Origin of the sequence: Chelativorans multitrophicus, from assembly GCF_011317445.1 — a bacterium.
Taxonomy (GTDB): Bacteria; Pseudomonadota; Alphaproteobacteria; order Rhizobiales; family Rhizobiaceae; genus Chelativorans; species Chelativorans multitrophicus.
Window position 1 is genome coordinate 63,896 of the sequence record NZ_JAAAPL010000005.1, and the last position, 22,812, is coordinate 86,707.

The following is a 22,812-nucleotide window of genomic DNA, read 5'->3' on the forward strand; positions in this document are numbered from 1 at the left end:
GCGCAGTCGCAGTAGTGTTAACTTTCCATCAAGGTTAACAATCGATTCTCCTTCTGCGTGGGGCATCCGGAGAATGAGATATTGCGGTCCAAACCGAAAGCCGCTTTCGAGCGACGATCATCGAACGGCCATCGGCGTGTGCTGGCGATTCTCGGCGCAAGTTGGTTCGTGTTCGGCTTCGCATCGCCCACGGGGATCCAGGGCACCAAATCCGAGTTGGGAATCGCTCCCGGGCCGGATCGCTGGGCGGTATATGTCGAGCAGGCCGACACCTGCTCTCATCTGAAGGAGCTCCGGCTGCCCAGTGCCGCTATTCCTGGCGATGTCGAAAACCTGGATCTGGTGCTCGGCGGTCAACGGGTCAATTTGCGGGCGGATCGAGAGGTTTCTTCCGCGTCCCAGCGGGTGGTTGAAGAAGCGAAGAAACCACGGCTGGTCAGCGTAGCGTATCGGAAAAACCTGGAGACCCCGGTTGGCGAGCAGGCATTGGCTTCGCGGCTACTTTCGTCGGGGACCGACGTGTCATACTTTCTGCGGGGCTTTTCAAAACAGGCAGATCCCGAAATGGTGGCGGGCCTGTCTACGTTTCATAGCCCAGCAGACGACCGTCTGGCCGGTGTCCCGGCGGCGCTGGCCGACCTGGTCAACAACGATGGCGCCGACATCCTGGCCACGGCTTACGCCCCAAAGGATGAGTTCCACGCCTCCTCCAATGCCTTCACGGCTTTGCTCGGCACCGATGAGACAGCCGGTCGCTTCGTTCCGCCCACTATGGAAGGTGACCACGATTGGATGAAGCAGCCTCTACCGGAATCCGTCTTCTCGACAGCCGAGCAAAAGTGCCTTGCCACCGCTATCTATTTCGAGGCTCGGGGCGAGGAGGTGAGGGGGCAGGCCGCGGTCGCACAAGTCATTCTCAATCGGGTGCGCAACCCTGCATATCCAGCAAGCGTCTGTAACGTAGTTTATCAAAATGACAGCTGGATCAACAAATGCCAGTTTTCCTTTGCCTGCGACGGCATTCCGGATGTCATTACAGATCGACGCGCGTATCGTCTGGCAAAGGACGTGGCCATGGCAGTCACCGGCGGGAAGATATTCTTATCCGAAGTGGCGTCATCGACCCACTACAACGCCACCTACGTCAGCCCGCGTTGGGCTCGCTCCATGGAGCGCATGACGCAGATCGGTTCCCATATTTTTTACCGCACATTCGGCGGGGGGTGGAGTTAGATCAGTGTTAGGAACTATTGGTACGAAATCCCTAGTCGAGCGCAAGAGGACTTTTGTAACGTGGCTTTTGGCACCAGCTTGGCTGGCGATGCTGTTCGCAACGCAGCCAGAAGGCTTTGAAACGCTGGGCTACAGCCTGATTGAGTTTCTCGGATTCTTTCTGGTGTTTGCTGCCGTTCTGGGAAGGCTCTGGTGCACTCTGTATATTGGAAGTCGGAAGGATCTGGATCTCTGCCAAAGCGGTCCGTATTCCCTTACCCGCAATCCTCTCTATTTCTTCTCCTTTCTCGGGCTCGTCGGCGTGTGCCTTGCGGCTCAGAACATTGTCTTGATGATCATAAGCGCGGTCGCATTCCTGGTTTACTATCGACCGGTAATCAGGAATGAGGAAAAGCGGTTGCTGTCCCTCTTTGGGCCGGATTACCTGCTATACATGGCGAGAGTTCCTCGCTTCTTTCCTCGCCTCGATTTGCCGGAAAGCGAAGACACCGTCGTTGTTCATTCTCGGGCATTTGTACGGTCGTTGACGGAAGTCATGTGGTTCCTTGTCGCCATCGTCGGAATTGAAGTGCTTGAAGAACTGCGCCAAGCGGCGGTGATCTCTGGCTGGCAACTCCCATTGTAGGCTGGCCCGCTCCGCTTAGTGCTGTGTCGGCGACGCCACGCTTCACGCGAAGCCTGGCCAGATGCAAATGAGTATCAAGTGCTCATCTAGCTGAATTAATCTGACTTTTTGGATCCGCGTTCCTATCTCCCGGCCAATCAGGGAGTAGTCACCGCGCCCGCGCGGGACCGTGTCAACAGGCTTGTGCACATGCGCATGGCGCGGTCAGCCGATTCAACGGCCCGACAAGACTGTGGCGCCACTGCTCCTATGCGGACGAGCAGGGGTTGGCGCCCCGGTAGATGTCCGTCGGGATCGCTATCCAATGTCGCCCTACACCATTGCCGTGCTCGCCCTGAGCATGTCGATCGATGCCTTTGCAGTCTCTGTCGGACGAGGGGCCGCCATCGGCTCGCCGCCCCTGAGAGAATGCGTTACGGACAGGTTTGATCTTCGGCATGGATAACCCGCCCAAGGGAAGATCGCTCGCCGCCCTGATGGCGACGGCGGTCGGAACCAGCATCGACGCCATGGCAGTGGCTATCTCTCTCGCGTTTCTTCAGGTCAACATCGTCATCGTGGCGGTAGCAATAGGGCTTGCCACCTTCGTAATGTCCTCGGGCGGCATGCTTGTCGGGAGGCTGGTTGGCCATCGCCTCGGCAGGCTAGCCGAACTGATTGCAGGTCTTGCACTTTGCGGCTTGGGGACGATGATCCTGCTCGAACACCTGTCGCCGATGTGAAAAGACGCTTGAAATCGTGGCCGCGCAACAGTTTAGCGGCGTCGCTTTCCAAAAGGGAGCTGCGACATTTGAACACTTGAACCTCAGCCTGATCGAGGTCCTACCTTTCCGTTAGCGGGGTGCTTTGGTGCACTCAAATAGGTTGGATATCGCGATGTCAGGAACGCTTCTCAACTCGCTAGGACCAGGCGACAAAGCCACCGGGGCTCTTTGTCCACATTGCAGGGTCGACCTCGTTATGAGCGAGCGTCAGGGTATCGAAATCGACTACTGCCCGAAATGTCGCGGCGTGTGGCTGGATCGCGGCGAACTCGACAAGATAATCGAACGGAGCGCGGCGGAAGAGGCCCAGTACGCCCAGGGACAAGCCGGTCGCGGCCGTGCGCAAGCGTCCTCACGCAATACATCGAATGACTGCCGCGAAGATCACCGCCGCGACTATAGCGACCATGATCGTCATGGCGGACACCATGGTCGAAGGCACGGTTCGTTCCTCAGCCGATTGTTCGACTGACACCCCACCAGGAGCGGAACCATGAAGGCTGCGCGCATTGGTCGGCTAGGGTGGTACGCCATTTCCGTGTTGACAACGGCCTCGCCGACCTATGCCCAATCGATCGATCGCGCGGAGGTCGAGAAGATCGTCCGCGAATACATCATGCAAAACCCGGAGATCATCGAGGAAGCACTTACGGAGCTTGAGAAGCGGAACCAAACAGCTCAGGCCGAGGTCAGGTCGCAAGCGATAGCGACCGCAACTGATGCGTTACTCCGATCGAGCGACGATGTCATCTTGGGAAATCCGGACGGGGATGCTACGCTTGTTGAATTCTTCGACTTCAACTGCGGCTATTGCAAGCGGGCGGCGCCTGACGTCAAGGCACTTGTCGCCGAGGATCCCAAGTTGCGGATCGTCTTGAAGGATTTTCCCATTCTTGGGCCGGGCTCGGTCGAGGCCGCGAAAGTGGCCCTGTCCGTGAAGCGCGTTGCTGGCGACGCCGCTGCGCGTGATTTCCATGTCAGATTGATGGAAATGCAAGGACAGATAAACGCTAGCCGGGCATTGGACCTGACCGAAGAGATGGGACTCGACCGCAAGAAGCTGTCTGAAGAAATGGCTACACCAGCGATCGAGGCCATCATCGCGGCAAACCTCGCTCTGGCTCAGCGGCTCGGCCTGACAGGGACGCCTTCGTTCGTCGTAGGAGATCAAATCATCGAGGGCGCCGTTGGAAAGGAACCGCTTGCCGATGCAATCGAAGCGGTCCGCCAGAAATGAGCTCTCCGAAGACCAATCCTCTGCCTCTTTGGACGGCAAATCTAGTATCCGATTTCGGTACCGTGGATTGAAGCATCTCGCCAACCCAGCCTCACTGTCGCACCCGACGATCAGTGGCAACCGGCACGCCATGCCACATCGCTTGGCAAGAAAGGTTGGCGCTGGATGTCTCAGATGCCGCAGCGTTTGACATTCCTACGCCAGTGGCTCGCCGACCCCCTGAGGGTAGGGGCGGTGCTCCCCTCAAGTACGTCTCTGGCCCACTTGATGACAAAGGCAATCGACCGCAACACTCTGGTCGAACTGGACGAGAGATTTGCCTACTTGCTCTTGCGCCGGTTTCCGGGCGCTCGAATCGTCCAGGGCAGTGCGGCTCGCTTGTCAGGGGCGGGCGTCGGGAGAGATGTCGCATACGGTGCGGTTATCAGCGAGTTGCCACTCCTTTCGATGCCCCCCGCACGGTATTTCGCATCGTCGAGGGCGTGGCGCGCAGGCTCGGGCCCCGCGGCAATCTCTATCAATTCACCTATGGCGCTCGGTGCCCCGTTGCGCACGCCATACTTGAGAGGCTGGGCCTGGAAGCGAGTTTGCTTGGGACCGTCATGTGGAACCTGCCGCCGGCGTCGGTCTATCGGATTTCACATACGCGGGTTGATCCGAAGGTGACATCAGCGTCCGAACCGCATGTGGTGGCAGACGCCCACGCCATACAGCTCTCATCCGGAAGCAGAACCCGGCCGCGATGTGTTGGGAAGGGGAACGGGTTTCCCGTCAATAGAAAGAGCAAGGAGCTCGATATGTTCACGAGACGCGAGATGCTGGCCGGCACAACGGCTTTTGCAGCCCTGGCGGCACTGCCCGCGCGAGCACAGACCGGTGTCAACCATAAGGTCCAGATGCTGAACAAAGGAAAGAAGGGCGCAATGGTGTACGAGCGGGACTTCGTGGCTGCTTCCCCCGGCGATACCATAACCTTCTTTCCAACCGACAAGTCCCACAACGCCGAGAGCATAAAAGGGATGCTGCCGGAAAATGCGCTCCCGTTCAAAGGCAAGCTGAATGAACAGATCACCGTCACCGTCGAGAAGGAAGGCGTCTATGACGTAAAATGTGTCCCGCACTACGGAATGGGGATGGTGATGCTTATCGCCGTAGGGACGCCAAGCAACCTGGATGAAGCCAGGGCAGTCAAGCATCCGCCAAAAGCAAAAAAGCTGTTCGACGAGCTGCTTGCTGAAGTTGCCGCAGCTTGATCCATTCCGGATTGCGCCAGCAACTTTGGATGGCAGCAGACGATCATCCGGTGACGAATTGCATGCTGCCATCTCTGGGAAAAAAAGCGTCGAAACCCCTTGACTACGATGTTTCGACGCTTGACGACTATGGCTTCGCTCTGTCCGACAACAATCGCTGGACAACAATCTCGCCGTCCGGCCCGGCTCCCATGATCAGCGCCGATGCTCGATTGCGTTGCCATGGCCGCCCGACAAAGTAGATGCCTTTCACCGGCGAGATACCGGCTTCGTGCAGGAATGCTCCATCAGGCCCCTTCGCGTCTTCGATATCGAGCCAGGTTGCGTCGTCCCGATAGCCGACCGCCCATATAACCGTCCGGATGTTCGCCGACGTGCCGTCGGCAAACCGGGCCGCTTCACCGCTTGCTTCAATGAGACGTGGCAGCACCCGGATGCCGCGCTTCGCCAGGCTCTCGATGCTCCGGTCACGGTCAGGAAACGCATCGGATTGTCTAAGCTTTCTGCCAATCCGCGACTCCGCGGGGGCTCTCAGTACGCCAAACAGGTTGAGCCACCACCAGATGGACTTGCCAAGCACTCGCTCGGGAAAGAGCTTGCGAGGCTTGCCCGTCGCCAGCATGGCGGGCTGCCTTTGTCGCACTTCCACAGCGATATCCCGCCCGCTTGCTCCATCTCCGACCACCAGGACCGGACCGTCGGGCAGCTGGTTCGGATTGCGGTAGGTTTCGGTGGTTAGCTGCAGCACCTCGTGTCCGAACTGCGCCGCAAGCTTCGGCACAAGCGCGACCTGGAACGCTCCGGTCGCGACGATCACCTCGCTGGCACTGATATGCGATCCATCGTCCAACGCAGCTTCAAATCCACCGTCTCCAGCCTTCGAGAGGCGGATCAGACGTCGACCAAGCTGGATCGGCAGCCGGAAGCGTGTAGCATATACTTCAAGATAGTCGGCGAACTCGTCGCGGGTCGCATAAAGTTCCCGGTTGCCCGCCAGGTCTAGTCCCGGTAGGGCGCTGAACTGGCGTGGCGTGAACAGAGTGAGCGAGTCGTAGCGCACCCGCCAGTTGTCTCCCACCCGACGATGACTGTCGACGATGACAAACGGCACACGGGCATTCTTCAGGTGATACCCGGCTGCGAGCCCCGCCTGTCCGGCTCCGATCACTAAGACAGGTCTTTCCATCAGACAACGACGACTTGGGCTCCTACGGGCACACGCTCGTAAAGATCCTCAACATGCTCGTTCACCATCCTGACGCAGCCGTTGGAAACAGCCTTGCCGATGGTCCAAGGCTCGGTCGTTCCGTGAATACGGTAGAGCGTGTCGCGGCCGTTACGATAGAGGTAGAGAGCCCGTGACCCCAATGGGTTGTTTGGCCCCCCTGGCACGCCGCCAGCATAACGGGCATATTTCTTGGGATCGCGGCGGATCATATTGTCGGTCGGACGCCATGACGGCCATTTTGCCTTCCTGCCGATGATCGCCGAACCCGAAAACGCCAGGCCTGCCTTGCCGACACCGATGCCATAGCGACGCGCAAAGCCCGCACCGTCGACCAGATAGAGAAATCGCTCGCGCGGAACCACGATGATCGTTCCGGCCAGATAGTCATAGGGTGTCCTTACGACCTGCGGAAGGAAGCGCTCCTCGAGCACGAAGTTGCGCTGCGCCCCGTTCGCCAGGGCCTGCCCGGGTGCCGCCAGCAAGGTGAACATGCCAAGGAAAAAAGTCCGTCGACCAATCCCGAGAGGCGAGCAGTCGCTTCCAATTTCCTCGGAATTAATGCTCATGGCCATCGTCTCCCTCTGGCGGCGCGACATCCGGAACAAGCTTCTCCACCTTCGCGGCCGCCCGAAGCTCGGAAATGATCCGTCTTTCCTCCGTGGCTTCGAGGGCTTGCCGAATCTGCGGTGCGACGGCCTCGAAAGCTGGGGGAGGCCGGTTGCGTGTCTCCTCGACCAGAACGACGTGGAAGCCGAAGGCGCTCGCAACGGGCGACTGCGTGAATTCTCCGGGCTGTAGTTTCGCCGCCGCCGCGTCGACCTCCGGCACGACCTGGCCTTCCGCCACGAAGCCGAGGTCTCCGCCCTTGACCTTGGAGACCTCGTCGGCAGAGCGTTCCTGCGCCAGCTCCGCGAAGGCCTTGCCCCCCTTCAGTGCCTCAATGACCTCGACGGCATCGCTCTCGCTTCGAAGCAATATATGACGAAGTCGGCGCTCAAGAACGGGCGGGATTTTCCCAACCCTTTCGTCATAGGCCGCCTTCACCGCCTCGTCCGTCACCGCCGCCGCGACGCGCTGCTCGAGGAAGAGCGAGCGCAAACTCTGCGCCTCGAAGAAGGCCAGTTGCCGCTTGTAGGCTTCCTGGTCGGCGACGTTGGCCTTGCGCGCGGCCTCGGCGACAATCCTGAGCTCGATCAGGGCGTCCACCAGCATCGAGCGCCTCGCATCTTCGGGCATCTGTCCGAGCTGCTGGGAATACATCTGCTCGGCAATGGCAAGATCATCGGCAGTGATGTCCTGGCCGTCGACGCGGCCGACAACACTCGCGTCCTGCGCCCCGGCGACCGAGCCGAGCAACAGCGACAGCGAAACGATCGTCGTGATCAGAATGCCGCTCTCCCGGTACCTGTTCTTGGTCCAGCCCATCATGAGAACCTCCCTATTGCTTGGCGGCGGCTACCAACGGATCGATGATCTCGCTGAAGCGCTCGATGCTAAGCGCGCCCTTTTGCATCTGGCCGTTGATGAAGAAAGTGGGCGTGGAATCGACGCCGAAGGATCGGCCCCCCTCGGCGACGGCTGTGACTTTCTCGAGCAGAGCCTGGTCTTGAAGGCATTTCTCGAAGTCGGCGGTGCCCATCCCGGTCATGCCCATGACGGATTTGAGCGCGGCCGTGCCGTCTGATACCCGCGCCCAATTGTCCTGGGTTCGATAGAGCAGGTCGATGGTGGGGTACCATTTGTCGTCGCTGACGCACCGCGCAAGCATGAAGCCGGCCGAGGCCCGCGGATCAAAGGGAAACTCCCGCATGACGAAGCGGACCTGACCCGTATCGACATACTTTTTCTTGAGCTCGGGCCACACATTTACATGAAAGGTGCGGCAATGGGGGCAGGTCAGTGACGCGTATTCGATGATGGTGACGGTTGCGTCGTCAGGCCCGAAACTCTTCTCCGGCAGCGGTCCCGGCGCCAGCAGGGCCTCCGGCGTTGGCTGGGCCGAAAGCAGGGCTGGATATGTGGCAGACATACCGACGGCAGCCATGCCGAAAATCAAATTGCGACGTTTCATCTTGGGTCCTTTCGCGAGGACAGGGTTGTGCAAGCTCTAGCCCCTTGAGAAGCAAGGGGCGTTTTTCATACAAATGCGCGGGTACCACCCCGCACGATGATGGGGGTCGGCGTTGCGACGCGGTCGTACAAGTCGATGATGTCCTGGTTCATCAACCGGACACAGCCGCTGGAAACGGCCTTGCCGATGGTCCAGTATTCGGGCGTGCCGTGAAGACGATAGAGCGTGTCTTCACCGTTCTGGAAAATGTATAGGGCTCTCGCCCCGAGCGGGTTGTTGAGTCCGGGTGGCTGGCCCCCATTGTCCGCGCTCCACTTTTCAAGCTCGGGCTGCCGGGCAATCATTTCCGCCGGCGGCGTCCATTTCGGCCACCTCTGCTTCCATTGGATGACACCATCGCCGGACCAGGTGAATCCCTGCCGCCCGAGCCCCACCCCATACCGCATTGCCTTGCCGCCTGGCCGGACGAGGTACAGAAAGTAGGATCTCGTATCGACAACGACCGTGCCGGGTCGCTCACCGGTAGGATCGTCGACAAGCTGCCTGTAGAAGCGCTTGTCGACCTTGGTGAGGTCGACCGCCGGTATCGGGAAATCTTCCTCCGGCATCGCCCGGTACATCGAGACATAGGATGGGTCGCTGGCAGGCTTTTCCGATGCCGGTACCGCAGCCGGGTCCCCCGTAGTCGAGCAGGCGGGCAAGGCCAGTCCGCCGGCGGCCGCAGCAGCCAAGCTTAGAAATTGTCGCCGGGATGGAGTCGTTCGAAGGTCTTTTGAGGTCACTGTTCCGCTCGCAATAGGTCATCGAAAATCCAGCGCTTGCTGGGCAAGCGAAGCCGAAAGGCAAGGAACGCGCATCACGCTGTAGGCTCTGGCGCATGTCCAGCTCGGCGCAACGCTCGCGCGCTCTAGCTTCGAGACGTTATCGGGGCGGTGGGGAATCTAAGGAGATGAGGCCGGGAGGGATCGCTCGCGTGCGCCTCTCAGGAAGCGATTGAGGTACTCCACCGACGGCAGGTACATGCCACTCCGCAAGCCAGCTGCACCCGTCGTGGCACTTCGCTGCCGCGTCGGGCGAAACAGGTGCGGCGGCGTCATCGCTGCCCTCCACTGCATCCCCCGCGACTAGCGACACGATCGTGACGGATTGCTCGCCGGCCGTAGCCGTCGGCAGCGCAGCATGAAGGCTGACGAAACATAGCATCAGGAGAGCGAGCAGTGTCCGTCCCATCGCGTCACTCATCTGGCGAGTGAGGGTCGGCCAGTGCAGCGTCGGGACGGCTGATCGGCACTGATGTCAGCGAGGTCCGCTTGGCGAGAGCGGACTGCCCGCCGCGTTCCAGCAACTTGCGGAAGCTCGGATGCATGCCTCCGTCGGCATAGGCATGTGCCGAAAGCACGCTGCCGGTCGAAAGAAGATCGTCCATAGCGACGCGATCGGATTGCTGCCGTCCGGCGACCAACGGATCAGCAGCGTTCAGTGCTGGCGGACATGACGCCAAAGGATCCCGTGGCTCTCCACCTTCGAACTCCCTGTCGAAGACGTAGCGTCCTTCGCAATAGGAAACCTTCGGTTGCCGGCGTGTGACCTCGAAAATGTCGTAGCCCAGCTTCAGGTCCGACCAGAATGCAAAGTTCGGGTCGTTCCGATTCTTCGCCATGTTCTGAGGCGTCATCCGGAACGGAAACGCCTGGACCTGGAACGACCCTTGGCCGCCCTTCAGGGCCTCGCGCGCGACGGCATAGATTTCGGCAACGCCTTCGTCCGTTAGTGCGAAACACCCGGACGACGAGCAGGCGCCATGGACCATAAGCGCCTCTCCCGTGTAGCCGAGAGCCGCTTCCAGCCTGTTCGGATAGCCGAGGTTGAACGACAGGTAGTATTGAGAGTTGGGGTTCAGCATCCGGGCGGACACATGGTAGAAGCCCTCGGGAGCCTGACGATCGCCATTCTGCTTTTTGGGGCCGAGCTTTCCGGACCAGCGGCACATCGGGTAGGTCTTGAGCAGGGCGAACTTGCCGCTGCGGTCGCGCTTCCAGACCTCCAGCTCGCTTTCTTGTTTGAAGATCCGGACGAGGACAGGCGCCGAGGGAGACATGGATTTGCGCGACATATCCGCCACGAGGGCGGCGGGGATCGGCCGAGTTGCCTTCCCGTCAACGTCGAGAACAGTGGAAACACATGCGCTCAAAAAGAGCGCAAGTGCTGCAATTCCCCCCATCTTGACGGCCGTGAGTATCATCCAGAACCATGTGTGTCGGCGCCCACCCCTTCCGGCGGCTTGTCCGAAAGTTCGAGTATCATAGTTAAGATGACGTTTCCGCCCACAAATTCGCGAGCGTCAAAGAACCGCAGCAAACAGACTATGCTGCTGTGCCGAAGACCAACTAGGTAAGGGCAGGACAAAGTGCCCTGAGAAAGACCCCGCCACGCCCATGCCAGAAGGATCGGAACACCTCACCCTCGAAGAGTCCAAGACACTCGCACGGCGCAGACGACGCATGAATTGGGTGATCTGCGGGCTCCTGTTGGCCTTCGTCGTTGCCGTGTACTGGATAAGTTTCAGCCACGTCCGGACTGAGACGAATGAAACTCAATCATCCTCCGAACTGGATAACGGTCCAATCACCCACGCTTGAGTGGCCGATCGCCCTTGTCGGTGAGAAAGTGGACCGACCTAAGTCCAGCTCGGTCCATCTCTCGATGATTTTGCGCTTGGCCTGCTTTGCGTTGGTCGCACCGATAGCCTACCTACCATTAGCCACCTTGTTCGGGATGGTGTGCGTCGGGCTCGGGCACAACACCATTGAGATGCTGTACGGCGGGACCGCTGTCTATCTTTTGACGCTCGCCGCCGCTGTGGAAGGCGCTTGGCTCCTGCCCGACGAGATTAGAAGGTCTTCCTCATTCACCAGGCTGACCCAGCGATTCAGGTCATCTCCTGACTGACGCTTCAGATAGTAGATTTCCGTGTCCTTCCACAGGAGGACCTTCTGCTCCAGATTGTCCAGGATGAAGTCGCCGAGGTCCGTGACTAACGTCAGCACGGCGTGCCCACCGCCCTTGGCATCACGGGCGACCGTCAACAAGAGGGCTCCCAAGGGATAGCCCATCTCGTTCAGGCGCTTGCGTTTCTCAAGGGCGTAGTCCTCGCAGTCCCCCACTGTCGTCGGGTACTCCCATCGCTCCTCGACTCCGAAAATCTCCATATCGGTCAACGGCGCAACCGCGGCATTGACGTCAGCGTTGACCGAGACGATTTCGCGCCACCGAGGCTCGGTAAGCTTGATCATCATCCCCTCTGGTCCGCGCGCGCACTCCTTTCGGTAGCGACGGCAATATTCGTAGTATCCCACCGGCATGGTTGTCGCGCCGTACGTGAGCATATTGCGCGCATTGGTGGGTTGGGTCGGGTTGAAGTGAAAGGCGTTGGCCGAAGCTACGACGCAGGACATCCCGAGCGCCAGGGCGCAGACAATAAAGCGTATCATTGAACCGTCTCCCCGTAGTGTTGGGAAACAGATACAAGATAAGCCTCAAAACGACGGAAAATCAGCGAGTTAAATTAAGGGAGAACTATCGGAGAATTTTATGCCCCGCTTCAACGTTTGATTCACCGATGGGCAACGCACACGCGATCAGTCAATGGCGACGTCGCCCTGGCCGTGATGATGTACCGTCAACTGATCGCGAGATTGGACGACATCGGCGGTAACCTCCAGTTTCTGGCCGCCTTCGAAGACCAGCGTAAAGCGGCTGTCAGCCAACCTGTCATTTCGGGGCAGGGGATCCTGCAGGAGCAAGCGAATGCCGCTAGGGCGCATCGTCAATTCGGCGTGTCCCGGCACAGGAACAATTCCTTCCACGGGCCCGGTGCTGGTCTGGCCCGAACTCATCTCGGTTCGCAAGATGGAGATCTTGCCGAATGCATCGCTTCGGATCGCCTCCAGGCTTATCTGCTGATTGGTGCCATTCCAGATTGTGAGATAGCCTTCAGCGCCGACGTCCTCGTTGTCTGCCACCAAAATCTCCGCGTGCTCGACCGTCAAAATCGGCGGCGGCTTGCCATGATCTTGTACACCGTCGGATGCCTCCACCTGCGTGGCCAAGACGAAGATTGCCAGCGCCGCTCTCAAAAGTGCTCTGTTCACAAGCAATTGTCCCCTCTCCAGTGCCTGCCCTTTGGTTGAGCACAATCTGGGCAAACCTGTGATCAATGCTGCCGGACAATGCGGCAATTGAACGCGTTTGCAGGGAGAAATCCTAAGCCATAATAGCTATAGATACTGGAGGAACACATGCTGACGATTGGAGACCTGTCGCGGGCAACCGGCGTCAAAATTCCTACGATACGGTACTACGAACAGATGGGATTGATGGCTGCTGCCGAACGCTCCGGGGGCAACCAGCGGCGATATGAATCCCATGATCGAGAGCGCCTGTCGTTTATCAAGCATGCTCGGGATCTGGGGTTTACAATCGAAGCCATTCGGGAGCTCCTGGAACTGAGCGCCCATCCTGACCGTCCTTGCGTGGATGCTGATGAAATCGCCGTTCGGCAGCTTCAGTCCGTTCGCAACAAGATCGCCAAGCTCCGTCTTCTCGAGAAGGAACTCGATCGAATGACGTCCCGCAACCACGACGACCAAGTCAAACACTGCTACGTCCTGCGGTCTCTCGCCAACCACGACATGTGCGTGAGCGAACACTAGCGCCTTAGCGAGAAACCAAACCTCGGCTTTTCGCGCGATCTCCTGGAGATCTTGAAACGGCAGCGCGACGCCGGTCTGCGCCTCTTGCAAAAAGGCGCCTTCCTAGCCTTAAATGCAAATAAGTCGCAACTGCAAGACATGAGATCAATATGACCGATTCGACGTCGGACGTCGCCAACGGCTGGAAGGGCAGGTCGAGTGCCCCTTCAATGTCCGATGTGCACCGGTCAGTGCCCGTGCAGGGCATGCACTCGTCCTGGCGCCGGGCCGCCGCCTTCATCGGTCCAGGCTATCTTGTCGCCGTCGGCTATATGGACCCCGGCAACTGGGCGACGTCGATCGCAGGCGGCTCTCGCTTCGGATACACCCTGCTCGTGGTGGCCCTGATCTCCAACATCATGGCGATCATCCTCCAATCCCTTTGCGCGCGGCTCGCCATCGCGTCCGGTAGGGACCTGGCGCAGGCTTGCAAGGATGCCTATCCAAAATCCGTGTCGCGTACCCTGTGGGTGCTGGCCGAGATCGCGATCATCGCGACCGACATCGCCGAGGTCATCGGAACGGCCATCGGCCTGAACCTGCTCTTTGGCATTCCGCTGGAAATTGGCGTCGTGATCACCGCGCTTGACGTCTTCCTCATCCTTTATCTGCAAAGGCTCGGCTTCCGGTGGGTCGAAGCACTGGTGATCGCGCTGCTCGCCGTAATCGCCGTCTGCTTCGTGCTTCAGATTGTCCTGGCGGATCCGAACTGGGGCGACGTCATCCGCGGTTTCGCCCCGACCACCGAGATCGTCACCAATCCCGAAATGCTCTACCTCGCCCTGGGCATCCTCGGCGCGACGGTGATGCCGCATAACCTCTATCTCCACTCCGGGATCGTCCAGACGAGGAATTATGGCGACAGCCTGCCGGAGAAGCGCGAAGCGCTGAAGTTCGCCACGATCGACTCCACGGTCGCACTCATGTTCGCACTCTGTGTGAATGCGTCGATCCTCATCCTTGCCGCAGCCACGTTCAACACGACCGGAAGGACGGAAATCGCCGAATTGGGCGAAGCCCACAGCTTGCTGGCTCCGATGCTCGGCGCGGCCATCGCGCCGACCTTGTTCGGGATCGCACTCCTTTGCTGTGGCATAAACTCGACGGTGACGGCGACCCTGGCGGGACAGATCGTCATGGAAGGCTTCCTCGATATCAAGCTACCACCCTGGCTCCGCCGGCTCATCACGCGGGCGATCGCCATCATTCCGGCCGCGGCGATCACCATCTGGTACGGAGAGAGCGGCACCGCCCAGCTCCTGATCTTGACCCAGGTGATCCTCAGCCTTCAGCTGTCTTTCGCGGTATTTCCGCTGGTGATGTTCACTGCCGACCGGAAAAAGATGGGTGAACTGGTGGCGCCCCGTGCGCTGGTCGCCGTCGCCTTCTTCATCGCCTTTGCCATCGCTGCCCTGAACGTCACGCTGCTCTTCGACTTTCTTGCGCCCCCGGCTTGATCCCGGCGTCCTCACGCCTCCGTGTCGTCTTCGAACCGGCAGAAATAGGTCACCCTGTCGGCGGTGCCATTGAATGAAGGAACGTTGTGCAGAATGACATTGACGACCGAGCTGCCCGCAGGCGCGATGATATTCCCGGCAATCGTCACCGTCGGATGGTCATCGGGGATGAGCTCGAAGGCGGTTTTGTCCCCGCGGGTCTGGCCGAAACGGATCGATCCTGTATCGTAGTCGCCCTCCGCGGCGTAGGTCGTCTCCATCCTCCTTTGATCCAGGAACAGATAGTATTCCATGTCCGAACCGAACGGCGCTCGTCCCCAAAGCAAGGCGTCGGCCTTCTCACGGGATGGCCTGATGCGCCGCACGAGCGCATCACAGTCCGCTGAGGAGGGTACTGCTCCTTGCTCTGGGAACCACAGGAACACGCCCGTCGGCGCTTCTGCCAAAGCCTGTAGAACGCCGGCAAACGATGCCGCAAGCAAAGCGCCGATTGTCTGCCCTAGCCGCATGCTCGCCTTCCGATCCGCGCGTCTTGATGCATCCGGTCACCGTGCCTGAAATTGGGATCGATGGGCCTGTCCTATGGAAGTGTGAGCCTCGCAATGACTGGAAGGTGATTTGAGCCGAATTTTGGCCCCATCGCCAAGCTGTCCAATCCCACCGCAGGCGTCAGCACGATGCGATCGATTGGTGTCCCGAGCTGCGTCCACGATCCGAACCTTATGCTGAATCGAGTCGGCAGGGGCCACCATCGGGATTCAGTCGTCCTGTAACCCGTGGAGGACAACAGGTCTTTGAAGAAGGGAGACCACGAGGCGGTGTTCCAGTCTCCCGCGACGACAACGGGGGTGTCGTGCGGTTCCGACCTGAGCGCCTGTGCAAGATCACGCAGATAGGCCGACCGCTCGCGCCACATGCGTGGACTTCTCGGCGTCTGCGGATGAACCGCATAGACGATGAGGGTCCTGGCTCCCACAAGTAGTTCATAACGGACGGCAAACCTACCGCCCGTGTCGGCGCTATCGGGAGAAACGGTTCTCGCGGTCAGGATCGGAAATCGGCTGAACAGCTTCATGTCCGTGTTGGCGTGCAGGTCGCGACTGCTTTCGAATGGCCAGATGCCGCTGGCTGCCAACGCGTCCTGCCATCGCGGCGTCATCTCCTGGAGCACCAGGATGTCGGCGGCCGCGATTGATGGAAGTGAGAGAAAGTCCGCCGGATCGGGGTTATCGACATAGACATTGGCGGTCACCACCGTAAGCGGCGCGCCGATTTGCGAAGAAGCAGGCTGTGGTAGGAAAAAGAACGGGAACACACCGCTTAGCAGCGCTAGTGTCCCGAAAAGTGCCACGACGACGTGGCGGAAGGCCAGGCCAAGAACAAACAGGCACGTCGCAGTGAGCAGAAGATGCGGGCGCAGGAAGTTTGCGAGATCAGGTATCCATATGGTTGTCGCGAGAACCATCGATCCCAACGATGCTGCGCAAAACCCTATGCACAGGACTGCCATCGCGACGATGCCCGCCCTATGTAGACTACTTGGTGAAAGCGTATCGGGCATTCTGCAGCCGCAAGACGGTCGGGACGCATGAACGAATAGTCCCTCCTCCTCGCTCTTGCCAGTGAGTCAAACTAACGCGGCGACCTACGTCAGATCCCTCTTGAATCTCTAGCAGCTTGAGATTGTACGCTAGGCTGGAGCGAGACTTATCGATCGGCTGAGACAGGAAGCCCAGAAACGTCGCTCACCCTGTGCTAGCGATCGGGAGTGACCTGTGTGTCAGTGGATGTTTTGAACGGTCATATCCTGGTGGTTGATGACCATCAGGATATTCGAGACCTGGTCGCCGGGCTGCTCGCCAAAGAAGGATACCGTGTCAGCGCAGCAGCGGATGGACGACAAATGCGTCGGCAGCTCATCGAAAGCAGCGTCGACCTTGTCGTTCTCGATCTCATGTTGCCAGGAGAGGACGGGCTCACCCTTTGTCGCGATCTCAGAGCCTCGACAAACATTCCGGTTGTCATGCTCACCGCGAAAGGCGACGAATTTGATCGTGTCCTCGGTCTCGAGATGGGTGCTGACGACTATCTGACAAAGCCATTCGGCGGCAGGGAACTCGTGGCCCGGATTCGCGCGGTCCTCAGAAGGACGCGATCCGTTCCACCAGGAACGCGAAGCCAAATTGCGTGCTTGTGGCGGTTCGGCCGCTGGACATTCGACACGGCGACACGCTCTCTGAAGTCGACAGATGATGCGTTGCTTTCCTTGAGCACTGCCGAGTTTAACCTGCTGAAAGTATTCGTTGAACGGCCGCAGATCGTGCTCACGCGAGATCAACTCCTCGATTTGACCCGGGGCCGTGAGTCCGAATTCATTGATCGCAGCATTGACACCCGGATCAGCAGGTTGCGGCGGAAGATCGAGGAGGATCCCCAAAACCCACAAATCCTCAAGACTGTGTGGGGCGACGGCTATGTATTTGCAGCCGACGTATCTCGTGGATGATCGGTTTGCTCCCGAAAAGCCTGAGCGGTCGGACAGTTGGCATTCTCGTGACGGGCCTTATTGCGACGCATATCGTCACCCTGCTCGTGCTGTCAGAAGATCGAGTTGAGTCTTTGACGCGCACTGAAGAGCAACATATCGCCCAGCATATTGCGTCCATTACAAATATTGTTTCAGGCGTTCCAAGCGAATGGAGGGACCGGATCGTTCGTTCCTCCGATGGCCACCTGTTCAACGTCAGAATAACGGAGGACAGCACCAACAGCACGCTTCAACCTATTGGTACCAGCAGCAGCACGCTGGCCGACCTGTTGTTACGACAGGTTCGACAGGGCACGGGCGAACCGATATCGGTGGACATAAGTGACGCAAACCCCGGCAATACGCCGCTTGCGCCAGATAGCTGGCGCCGGTGGCTGAGTTCGCGGCTCAGTCGCCTCGCCTATGGGCACGACCGCGACCAGGCTGTGCTGGTCTCAGTTCCGCTGTCAGAGGGTCAAAGGCTCAATTTCTCGACGTCGATGCCGCTGGCTTCGGCGCCTGGATGGGAGCGACAGCTGGCGGTCACCGGGACGTTTTTGGTCATCGTGTTGGCGCTTTCCCTGTGGGCCATCAGGAAGATGTCGAGCCCACTGGCTCTGTTTGCGCGCGCAGCCACCACTTTCGCTCGGAATGTCTATGCGCCGTCCTTACCTGAGACAGGCCCGAGTGAAGTCCGGGAAGCCGCCCGGGCGTTCAACAACATGCAGAAGCGAGTCCTTCAGACGATCGAAGGGCGTGCCCAAATGCTCGGGGCCATCTCCCACGATTTGCGTACACCGCTGACGACAATTCGTCTTCGGGCGGAGAGTTTGGGCGATTCCGAGGTCCGGCATCGCATCCTCGCGGCGATCGAGGAGATGGACGCGATGCTTGCCTCCACGCTGGCTTTTGCCAGGGAGGGCACCGCGCAGGAGGAACTGCAGGCAACGGATATCGGATCCCTGTTGGAGGCGATCTGCAGCGATTTTTCGGACATCGGGCACGACGTCAGCTTTGTGCCTTACGGCACAATCGTCGCTGCATGCCGCCCACTGGCTTTGAAGCGAGCGTTGTCCAATCTCATCGACAACGCGGTCAAGTATGGGGAGCGCGCTCAGGTGGTTGCCAAGGTCCGGGAAGGGATGATCGATATCAGCATCACCGATCAAGGTCCCGGAGTCCCGGATGAAGAGTTGGAGCGCATATTCCAACCGTTCTACCGCATTGAGAGCTCAAGGAACCGCAACACCGGTGGCGCGGGCCTTGGACTGGCCATCGCCCAGATGGCTCTGGACATGCACGGCGGATCTATCCAACTGGAAAACCGCGGCGAAGCCGGCGGTCTTTGCGTACGGGTCCTGATGCCAGTAGGGACAAACGTCGCCAATCGCGGGGCCGCCCCAAGGCATCGATCTCGCCAGCCACGCAAGTAGCCGGCTTCAAAGCGCTGGTGACCAACGGACCGGAATGATCGCTTCCGCGTCAGCCGACGGTCGGCGCTTCAGAAAAGTTTTGCAGAATGTGTCAGAAGTCCTGTGGTGACAAATTCCGCCATGTCCGGGCGAGGTTGCGACGAACTCCTGAAAATTATGTCGTGTATGTGCAGCGCAGCACCGTGATTCTCCGTTCGGTTGTGAACAGGGGGAGCGACTGTCTTGGAAATCCAGTCCGTTTATCTACAAAGTCCACACGTCCTGGTTTCATTCTCCTTGGCCCCACCTTGCGCAAGACGGGTTTGGCTTCCGGCCGGAAGTTTCCCCAAGCGACTGTACGGGCTTGGGAAAATGGTGGAGTTGGCCCATGCTCTCCCTCGATCTCTTCGATCTCGATGTCATCGGGCTTGGCTCCGCGACAACTTCCGATCGCCACCGAAAGTCGCCGATTCCAAGTTACAAGATGTCATCAGCCGTTCTCCGACGCTGTTGACCCAGCCCCTTTGTCTCGCCGTTTCCCCCCCGAAGGTCGCGGCCGCCGAACCTGTTTCCATTTCGCGAGAGTCGACAGACGATGGATCGTAAAGAGCGCACCGTATTCGTTACGATCCTCATCAACGGACTTCTGATCCTTTTCAAGTTCTGGTTATCAGCAGCTTCCGGAAGCCTGGCGCTCCGGTCCAGCGCCATTCATTCCCTCGCGGATCTCGCGATCGGCGTGTTCGTTCTGATAGGTCTATTCCTGAGCCGTACGAAGCTGGCGGCAGCCGCGCAACACGGGGCTCACGCCGTGGAAAATTGGGTGGCGCTCCTTGTTTCGGCGGCGATCTTCTATGTCGGGCTGGACATTGTCGGGGAGGTCCTTGCAGGCGACCCTCCCGATTTGAGGAACCTTGGGCCTATCACCCTGGCCTCTCTCGTTACCGTCGTGGTCGCCTACGTCATTGCCCGCTACAAGCTCTATGTGGGCCGCCAGACAGAGTCCCCGGCATTGATTGCCAGCGGCTACCACTCTCAAGTCGACATATATGCGTCGATTGTCGTTGTCGCAGGCTTGGGAGGCGCAGCTCTCGGCCTGGAGAACCTGGACACGGCTGCAGCGGCCATCGTCGTCGTCATGATCTTTCTTTCTGGATTCGAGATCGCGGCTGCTGCGATCACTGCGCTGCGGCATCGTGAGCAGCTGCAAGTGGAAGCCGAGGACGCACACGGTCACCTCCATAGCCGCGGCTGGTTTCGCATTTATGCCCCTATCGCATCGCTCGCCTTGATAGCTCTCTATTTCTTGACCGGCATCTACACGGTTCAGCCCGGGGAAGTGGCGGTGGTGAGGCGCTTCGGAAAGGTGATCGAAGAGGCCGGGCCTGGAATACACTATCGCTGGCCAAGCCCGATCGAGACCGTCGACGTGGTTGCGCTCGATCTGCTGAGACGAATCGAGACCGGCCCTCTCCAGATGCTGACGGGCGACGAGAACCTGATCTCTGTCCGGGCGAGCGTTCAGTTCTCAGTCGGCGACGCTTCGGCATTCGTTCTCAATGTATCCGCGCCGGACGACCTCGTCCTCCAAGCCGGCGTGGGAGCCCTGCGCCAGAGCGTTGGTGAGGACGCGGTTGACGCTGTCCTCACGGTCGACAAGACCGCCATACAGGAAAAAGCCGTGAAGGCTGCCCAGGCGTCGCTCGACCGGAGTGCTGCGGGGATCCGGATCGTCGGCGTGCAATTGCTCGAAAGCGCGCCGCCACCCGAAGTGGCTGATGCATTTCGCGACGTCGCGAGCGCGCGGGAAGATCGCAACACCTTCGTCAACGAGGCACTCGCCTACCGCAACGAGGTTCTTCCGGCCGCGCGCGGCGACGCCGACACCGCGCGGCAGGCTGCACGAGCCTATGCAGCTGAAAAGCTCGCCACATCCGCTGGAGATGCCGCGAATTTCGAATCGCGGCGACAAGCCTACGCGGCGGCGCCGGATATCACCCGCCAGCGCCTCTACCTCGAGGCCGTGGAGAAATCGCTGGCTGGCGCCAAGAAATTCGTGATGGACCCGACGATCATCCCGCAATCGACGGATCTTTGGATAACACAACCGGGCAAGGCTCAACTGCTGCCCCCAATGCAATAGGGACGGGCGAGGACGATTACGACATGAAACCAGTTCGAATTGCCGCTCTTGGCGTCTTGGGCCTTGGCTTCCTGGGAGCAACACTGACCCTCTATCAGGTCGACACCACCGAATACGCGATCGTGACGCAGTTTGGGCGGCCCGTCCGCGTGCTCAGTGACCCTGGTCTCTATATCAAAGCGCCCGACCCCATTCAAAGCGTTCTAAAAATCAGCAAGCAAATTCAAGTCTACAACCTACCGAAAACGGAATTCCTGAGTAGCGACAAGAAGAACATTATGGTGGAGGCCTATGCCACCTGGCAAGTAACGGACGCGCTGGCGTTTCTGAAGAACGTCAACAGCCTGCGCGGCGCCAGCACACAGCTCAACGATATTATCAAAGCTGAGCTCGGAGCGGCATTGGGACAGGTCGAGCTCGGAAATCTCGTCACAGTAGAAACCTCACAGGCGAGCCTTCCAGACACCTTGAACGCCGTGAAGGAGAGGGCTGCAGCCCGCACGGGTGCTTATGGCTTCACGGTCACAGATATCCAGCTCAAGGAGCTCACGTTCCCGGAGGCCAACCTCACAAGCGTCTTCCAGCGTATGCGCTCGGAGCGTGAGGCGATCGCGCGCCAGTTTCGCTCGGAAGGCGCGGAAGAAGCAGCCCGCATACGAGCGGAAGCTGATACAGAGAAGGCGAAGATTCTCGCCACCGCGAGCCGCGAATCCGCCGAGATCCGAGGGACGGCCGATGCGGAGGCGATTGCGATCTATGCGGGCTCCTTCGGCAGGGACAAGGATTTTTACCGCTTCTCCAGAACGCTCGAAGCCTACGACAAGTTCATTGATGAAGGCACGACGTTGATTTTGCCAGCCGATTCCGAACTGCTTCAGTATCTGGATCCACGAAACGCTCTGAAACTTCCTCCATCATCGACCGCGACTGGCGGATCTGCGGTCGGATCGCGCAACGTGACCGCGGATTCGGAGCGCGATAGATGATGGACGAGGATGTGGCAAAATCACCAAAGTCCCCGTCGACGGCGGACGATGGCAGCGGAAACATTGCCCGCGACGTCGCGATCAAATCGAAGCTCCTTGTTCGCGCCATTGCGGAGGGTGGGCGGTTCGCATTTGCAGACTTCAAGGTCGCTCTCGGTCACCTAAGGCCCGGCCCTCTGCTTGCGGGTGCGGTGATGCTGATCGCTATCGGCTATGCTTTGACCGGCGTCTATTCGGTCGCGCCTGGAGAAGCCGCGGTTGTGCGCCGCTTTGGCGCGATTGTCCAACCCAGTGTTGAACCGGGACTCCACTATCGGCTACCGTGGCCGATCGATCGCGTGGATATCGTCGATGTTACCAGTGTCCGACGTGAGCAAGTAGGTATAAGCGCTCCCGAGGAAGAGCACATACATCCTGAACCTCCGGCGAAACTTCAGGCACTCTCCGGCGATACCAACGTTGTCGATGTGGAAGTCATCGTGCAGTATCAGGTGCGCGAGCCAGCCAACTACATACTGAACGTCGAATACGCTCCATATCGCATCGTCCGAGACGCACTCCGGGCATCAGTCACCAGGCTGGTAACACGTCTGCCGGTTGATGCATTGCTGACCAGCGGACGGCAGTCCTTGCAACAAGCCATCCGCGAGGAGACGCAATCGCGTCTGGATCAGTATCGGACCGGCCTCGTTATCGTCGGCGTTGACCTGCAGAAAGCGTTCCCTCCTGCCAACGTCGCGGATGCCTTCACAGCCGTCAATACCGCGCGCGAGGAAAAGGCCCGTCTGATCAATGAGGCACGAGGATATGCGAACAGCCTCGTCCCAGAAGCCAGAGGTCAGGCACAGCAGCTGAAGGCACAGGCTGCCGCTTACCGATCCGCCGTTCTGGCGCGCGCAAGCGGAACGGCACGCGCCTTCGATCTTCTTTGGGACGAGTATCGAAAGAACGCGGAAGCCTACGGCGAAGATGTGACCCGATATCGGATGTATCTTGAGACCATCGAGAAGATCATGCCTCGAGTGCAGGTTTATGCTCTGGATACCGCGAAAGGCGGCAGCTTCAACCTGAGACTTTATGGCGCTCAGAATGGCGCACCAACAAACGGTGAGGCAGCGCGCTAGC

Annotated in this window: 22 protein-coding genes and 1 pseudogene; 13 read left to right on the plus strand and 10 right to left on the minus strand. The window is 59.4% G+C overall.

Features of this window, described 5'->3' with window-relative positions:
- Window positions 1-81: 81 nt before the first annotated feature.
- From GNP00_RS19875 to GNP00_RS19900, 6 genes and pseudogenes are all read left to right on the plus strand, one after another.
- Window positions 82-1,233, plus strand: a complete 1,152-nt coding sequence (locus GNP00_RS19875; protein WP_011578571.1) for a cell wall hydrolase — start codon at window positions 82-84, stop codon at window positions 1,231-1,233.
- Window positions 1,234-1,237: 4 nt separating this feature from the next.
- Window positions 1,238-1,858, plus strand: a complete 621-nt coding sequence (locus GNP00_RS19880; RefSeq protein WP_011578572.1) for a methyltransferase — start codon at window positions 1,238-1,240, stop codon at window positions 1,856-1,858.
- A 304-nt stretch (window positions 1,859-2,162) separates the two neighbouring features.
- Window positions 2,163-2,580 (plus strand): annotated as a pseudogene (locus GNP00_RS19885) (manganese efflux pump MntP).
- 154 nt (window positions 2,581-2,734) lie between these two features.
- Window positions 2,735-3,094, plus strand: coding sequence for a TFIIB-type zinc ribbon-containing protein (locus GNP00_RS19890; protein WP_011578574.1), 360 nt, complete (start codon window positions 2,735-2,737; stop codon window positions 3,092-3,094).
- Between the two features lie 21 nt (window positions 3,095-3,115).
- A complete protein-coding gene (locus tag GNP00_RS19895) occupies window positions 3,116-3,859 on the plus strand; it encodes a DsbA family protein (RefSeq protein WP_011578575.1) in 744 nt (247 codons plus the stop codon).
- Between the two features lie 797 nt (window positions 3,860-4,656).
- Complete coding sequence (locus tag GNP00_RS19900; RefSeq protein WP_041544140.1) at window positions 4,657-5,112, plus strand: pseudoazurin; 456 nt, start codon at window positions 4,657-4,659, stop codon at window positions 5,110-5,112.
- A gap of 127 nt (window positions 5,113-5,239) precedes the next feature.
- Here the strand turns inward: GNP00_RS19900 and GNP00_RS19905 are convergent, their stop codons facing one another.
- The 8 genes from GNP00_RS19905 to GNP00_RS19940 form a co-directional block, all read right to left on the minus strand.
- Window positions 5,240-6,280: a flavin-containing monooxygenase gene (locus tag GNP00_RS19905; protein WP_343034333.1), complete on the minus strand. Its 1,041-nt coding sequence runs from the start codon at window positions 6,278-6,280 to the stop codon at window positions 5,240-5,242.
- A 17-nt stretch (window positions 6,281-6,297) separates the two neighbouring features.
- Window positions 6,298-6,906: a L,D-transpeptidase gene (locus GNP00_RS19910; protein WP_011578578.1), complete on the minus strand. Its 609-nt coding sequence runs from the start codon at window positions 6,904-6,906 to the stop codon at window positions 6,298-6,300.
- Window positions 6,896-7,768, minus strand: a complete 873-nt coding sequence (locus tag GNP00_RS19915; protein WP_011578579.1) for a peptidylprolyl isomerase — start codon at window positions 7,766-7,768, stop codon at window positions 6,896-6,898. Before GNP00_RS19915 ends, GNP00_RS19910 begins: the two co-directional genes overlap by 11 nt.
- Window positions 7,769-7,778: 10 nt before the next feature.
- Window positions 7,779-8,411, minus strand: a complete 633-nt coding sequence (locus tag GNP00_RS19920; RefSeq protein ID WP_011578580.1) for a DsbA family protein — start codon at window positions 8,409-8,411, stop codon at window positions 7,779-7,781.
- 65 nt (window positions 8,412-8,476) lie between these two features.
- On the minus strand, window positions 8,477-9,193 hold the full coding sequence (locus GNP00_RS19925; protein ID WP_041544142.1) for a L,D-transpeptidase family protein: 717 nt from the start codon (window positions 9,191-9,193) through the stop codon (window positions 8,477-8,479).
- 452 nt (window positions 9,194-9,645) lie between these two features.
- On the minus strand, window positions 9,646-10,653 hold the full coding sequence (locus GNP00_RS19930) for a L,D-transpeptidase family protein (protein ID WP_011578582.1): 1,008 nt from the start codon (window positions 10,651-10,653) through the stop codon (window positions 9,646-9,648).
- A gap of 592 nt (window positions 10,654-11,245) precedes the next feature.
- Entirely contained in the window at window positions 11,246-11,902 is a 657-nt protein-coding gene (locus tag GNP00_RS19935; RefSeq protein ID WP_011578583.1) for a transglutaminase-like cysteine peptidase, read from the minus strand.
- A 147-nt stretch (window positions 11,903-12,049) separates the two neighbouring features.
- Complete coding sequence (locus GNP00_RS19940) at window positions 12,050-12,562, minus strand: copper chaperone PCu(A)C (RefSeq protein ID WP_343034340.1); 513 nt, start codon at window positions 12,560-12,562, stop codon at window positions 12,050-12,052.
- A 147-nt stretch (window positions 12,563-12,709) separates the two neighbouring features.
- Between GNP00_RS19940 and GNP00_RS19945 the strand changes: the two genes are divergently transcribed.
- Together GNP00_RS19945 and GNP00_RS19950 are read left to right on the plus strand one after the other, a co-directional pair.
- Complete coding sequence (locus tag GNP00_RS19945; protein ID WP_011578585.1) at window positions 12,710-13,123, plus strand: MerR family transcriptional regulator; 414 nt, start codon at window positions 12,710-12,712, stop codon at window positions 13,121-13,123.
- Window positions 13,124-13,272: 149 nt separating this feature from the next.
- The gene (locus GNP00_RS19950) at window positions 13,273-14,619 is read left to right on the plus strand and encodes an Nramp family divalent metal transporter (RefSeq protein ID WP_011578586.1); all 1,347 of its coding nucleotides are present in this window, start codon (window positions 13,273-13,275) and stop codon (window positions 14,617-14,619) included.
- A gap of 11 nt (window positions 14,620-14,630) precedes the next feature.
- Here the strand turns inward: GNP00_RS19950 and GNP00_RS19955 are convergent, their stop codons facing one another.
- Both GNP00_RS19955 and GNP00_RS19960 read right to left on the minus strand, forming a co-directional pair.
- Window positions 14,631-15,128, minus strand: coding sequence for a hypothetical protein (locus tag GNP00_RS19955; RefSeq protein WP_011578587.1), 498 nt, complete (start codon window positions 15,126-15,128; stop codon window positions 14,631-14,633).
- Window positions 15,129-15,199: 71 nt separating this feature from the next.
- Window positions 15,200-16,084, minus strand: a complete 885-nt coding sequence (locus tag GNP00_RS19960; protein ID WP_041544147.1) for an endonuclease/exonuclease/phosphatase family protein — start codon at window positions 16,082-16,084, stop codon at window positions 15,200-15,202.
- A 318-nt stretch (window positions 16,085-16,402) separates the two neighbouring features.
- On the opposite strand from GNP00_RS19960, the gene GNP00_RS19965 reads away from it, so the two are divergent.
- From GNP00_RS19965 to hflK (GNP00_RS19985), 5 genes are all read left to right on the plus strand, one after another.
- Window positions 16,403-17,125: a response regulator gene (locus GNP00_RS19965; RefSeq protein WP_083764389.1), complete on the plus strand. Its 723-nt coding sequence runs from the start codon at window positions 16,403-16,405 to the stop codon at window positions 17,123-17,125.
- Window positions 17,126-17,172: 47 nt separating this feature from the next.
- Entirely contained in the window at window positions 17,173-18,579 is a 1,407-nt protein-coding gene (locus tag GNP00_RS19970) for an ATP-binding protein (protein ID WP_343034332.1), read from the plus strand.
- Between the two features lie 574 nt (window positions 18,580-19,153).
- A complete protein-coding gene (gene hflK / locus GNP00_RS19975; protein ID WP_011578591.1) occupies window positions 19,154-20,701 on the plus strand; it encodes an FtsH protease activity modulator HflK in 1,548 nt (515 codons plus the stop codon).
- A gap of 56 nt (window positions 20,702-20,757) precedes the next feature.
- Window positions 20,758-21,687 carry a protease modulator HflC gene (gene hflC, locus GNP00_RS19980; RefSeq protein ID WP_246263736.1) on the plus strand — a complete coding sequence of 310 codons (930 nt, stop codon included), beginning with the start codon at window positions 20,758-20,760 and terminating at the stop codon, window positions 21,685-21,687.
- Window positions 21,684-22,811 (plus strand): FtsH protease activity modulator HflK, encoded by a 1,128-nt coding sequence (gene hflK / locus GNP00_RS19985; RefSeq protein ID WP_011578593.1) that lies wholly within the window; start codon window positions 21,684-21,686, stop codon window positions 22,809-22,811. Before hflC ends, hflK (GNP00_RS19985) begins: the two co-directional genes overlap by 4 nt.
- Window position 22,812: the final 1 nt, after the last annotated feature.

Excerpts from the sequence above, each read along its gene's own strand:
- GNP00_RS19890 (WP_011578574.1), top strand. The coding sequence starts at position 2,735 with ATGTCAGGAACGCTTCTCAACTCGCTAGGACCAGGCGACAAAGCCACC.
- GNP00_RS19895 (WP_011578575.1), top strand. The coding sequence starts at position 3,116 with ATGAAGGCTGCGCGCATTGGTCGGCTAGGGTGGTACGCCATTTCCGTG.
- GNP00_RS19900 (WP_041544140.1), top strand. The coding sequence starts at position 4,657 with ATGTTCACGAGACGCGAGATGCTGGCCGGCACAACGGCTTTTGCAGCC.
- GNP00_RS19910 (WP_011578578.1), bottom strand. The coding sequence starts at position 6,906 with ATGAGCATTAATTCCGAGGAAATTGGAAGCGACTGCTCGCCTCTCGGG.
- GNP00_RS19915 (WP_011578579.1), bottom strand. The coding sequence starts at position 7,768 with ATGATGGGCTGGACCAAGAACAGGTACCGGGAGAGCGGCATTCTGATC.
- GNP00_RS19920 (WP_011578580.1), bottom strand. The coding sequence starts at position 8,411 with ATGAAACGTCGCAATTTGATTTTCGGCATGGCTGCCGTCGGTATGTCT.
- GNP00_RS19930 (WP_011578582.1), bottom strand. The coding sequence starts at position 10,653 with ATGATACTCACGGCCGTCAAGATGGGGGGAATTGCAGCACTTGCGCTC.
- GNP00_RS19935 (WP_011578583.1), bottom strand. The coding sequence starts at position 11,902 with ATGATACGCTTTATTGTCTGCGCCCTGGCGCTCGGGATGTCCTGCGTC.
- GNP00_RS19945 (WP_011578585.1), top strand. The coding sequence starts at position 12,710 with ATGCTGACGATTGGAGACCTGTCGCGGGCAACCGGCGTCAAAATTCCT.
- GNP00_RS19950 (WP_011578586.1), top strand. The coding sequence starts at position 13,273 with ATGACCGATTCGACGTCGGACGTCGCCAACGGCTGGAAGGGCAGGTCG.
- GNP00_RS19955 (WP_011578587.1), bottom strand. The coding sequence starts at position 15,128 with ATGCGGCTAGGGCAGACAATCGGCGCTTTGCTTGCGGCATCGTTTGCC.
- GNP00_RS19960 (WP_041544147.1), bottom strand. The coding sequence starts at position 16,084 with ATGGTTCTCGCGACAACCATATGGATACCTGATCTCGCAAACTTCCTG.
- hflK (WP_011578591.1), top strand. The coding sequence starts at position 19,154 with ATGGATCGTAAAGAGCGCACCGTATTCGTTACGATCCTCATCAACGGA.
- hflK (WP_011578593.1), top strand. The coding sequence starts at position 21,684 with ATGATGGACGAGGATGTGGCAAAATCACCAAAGTCCCCGTCGACGGCG.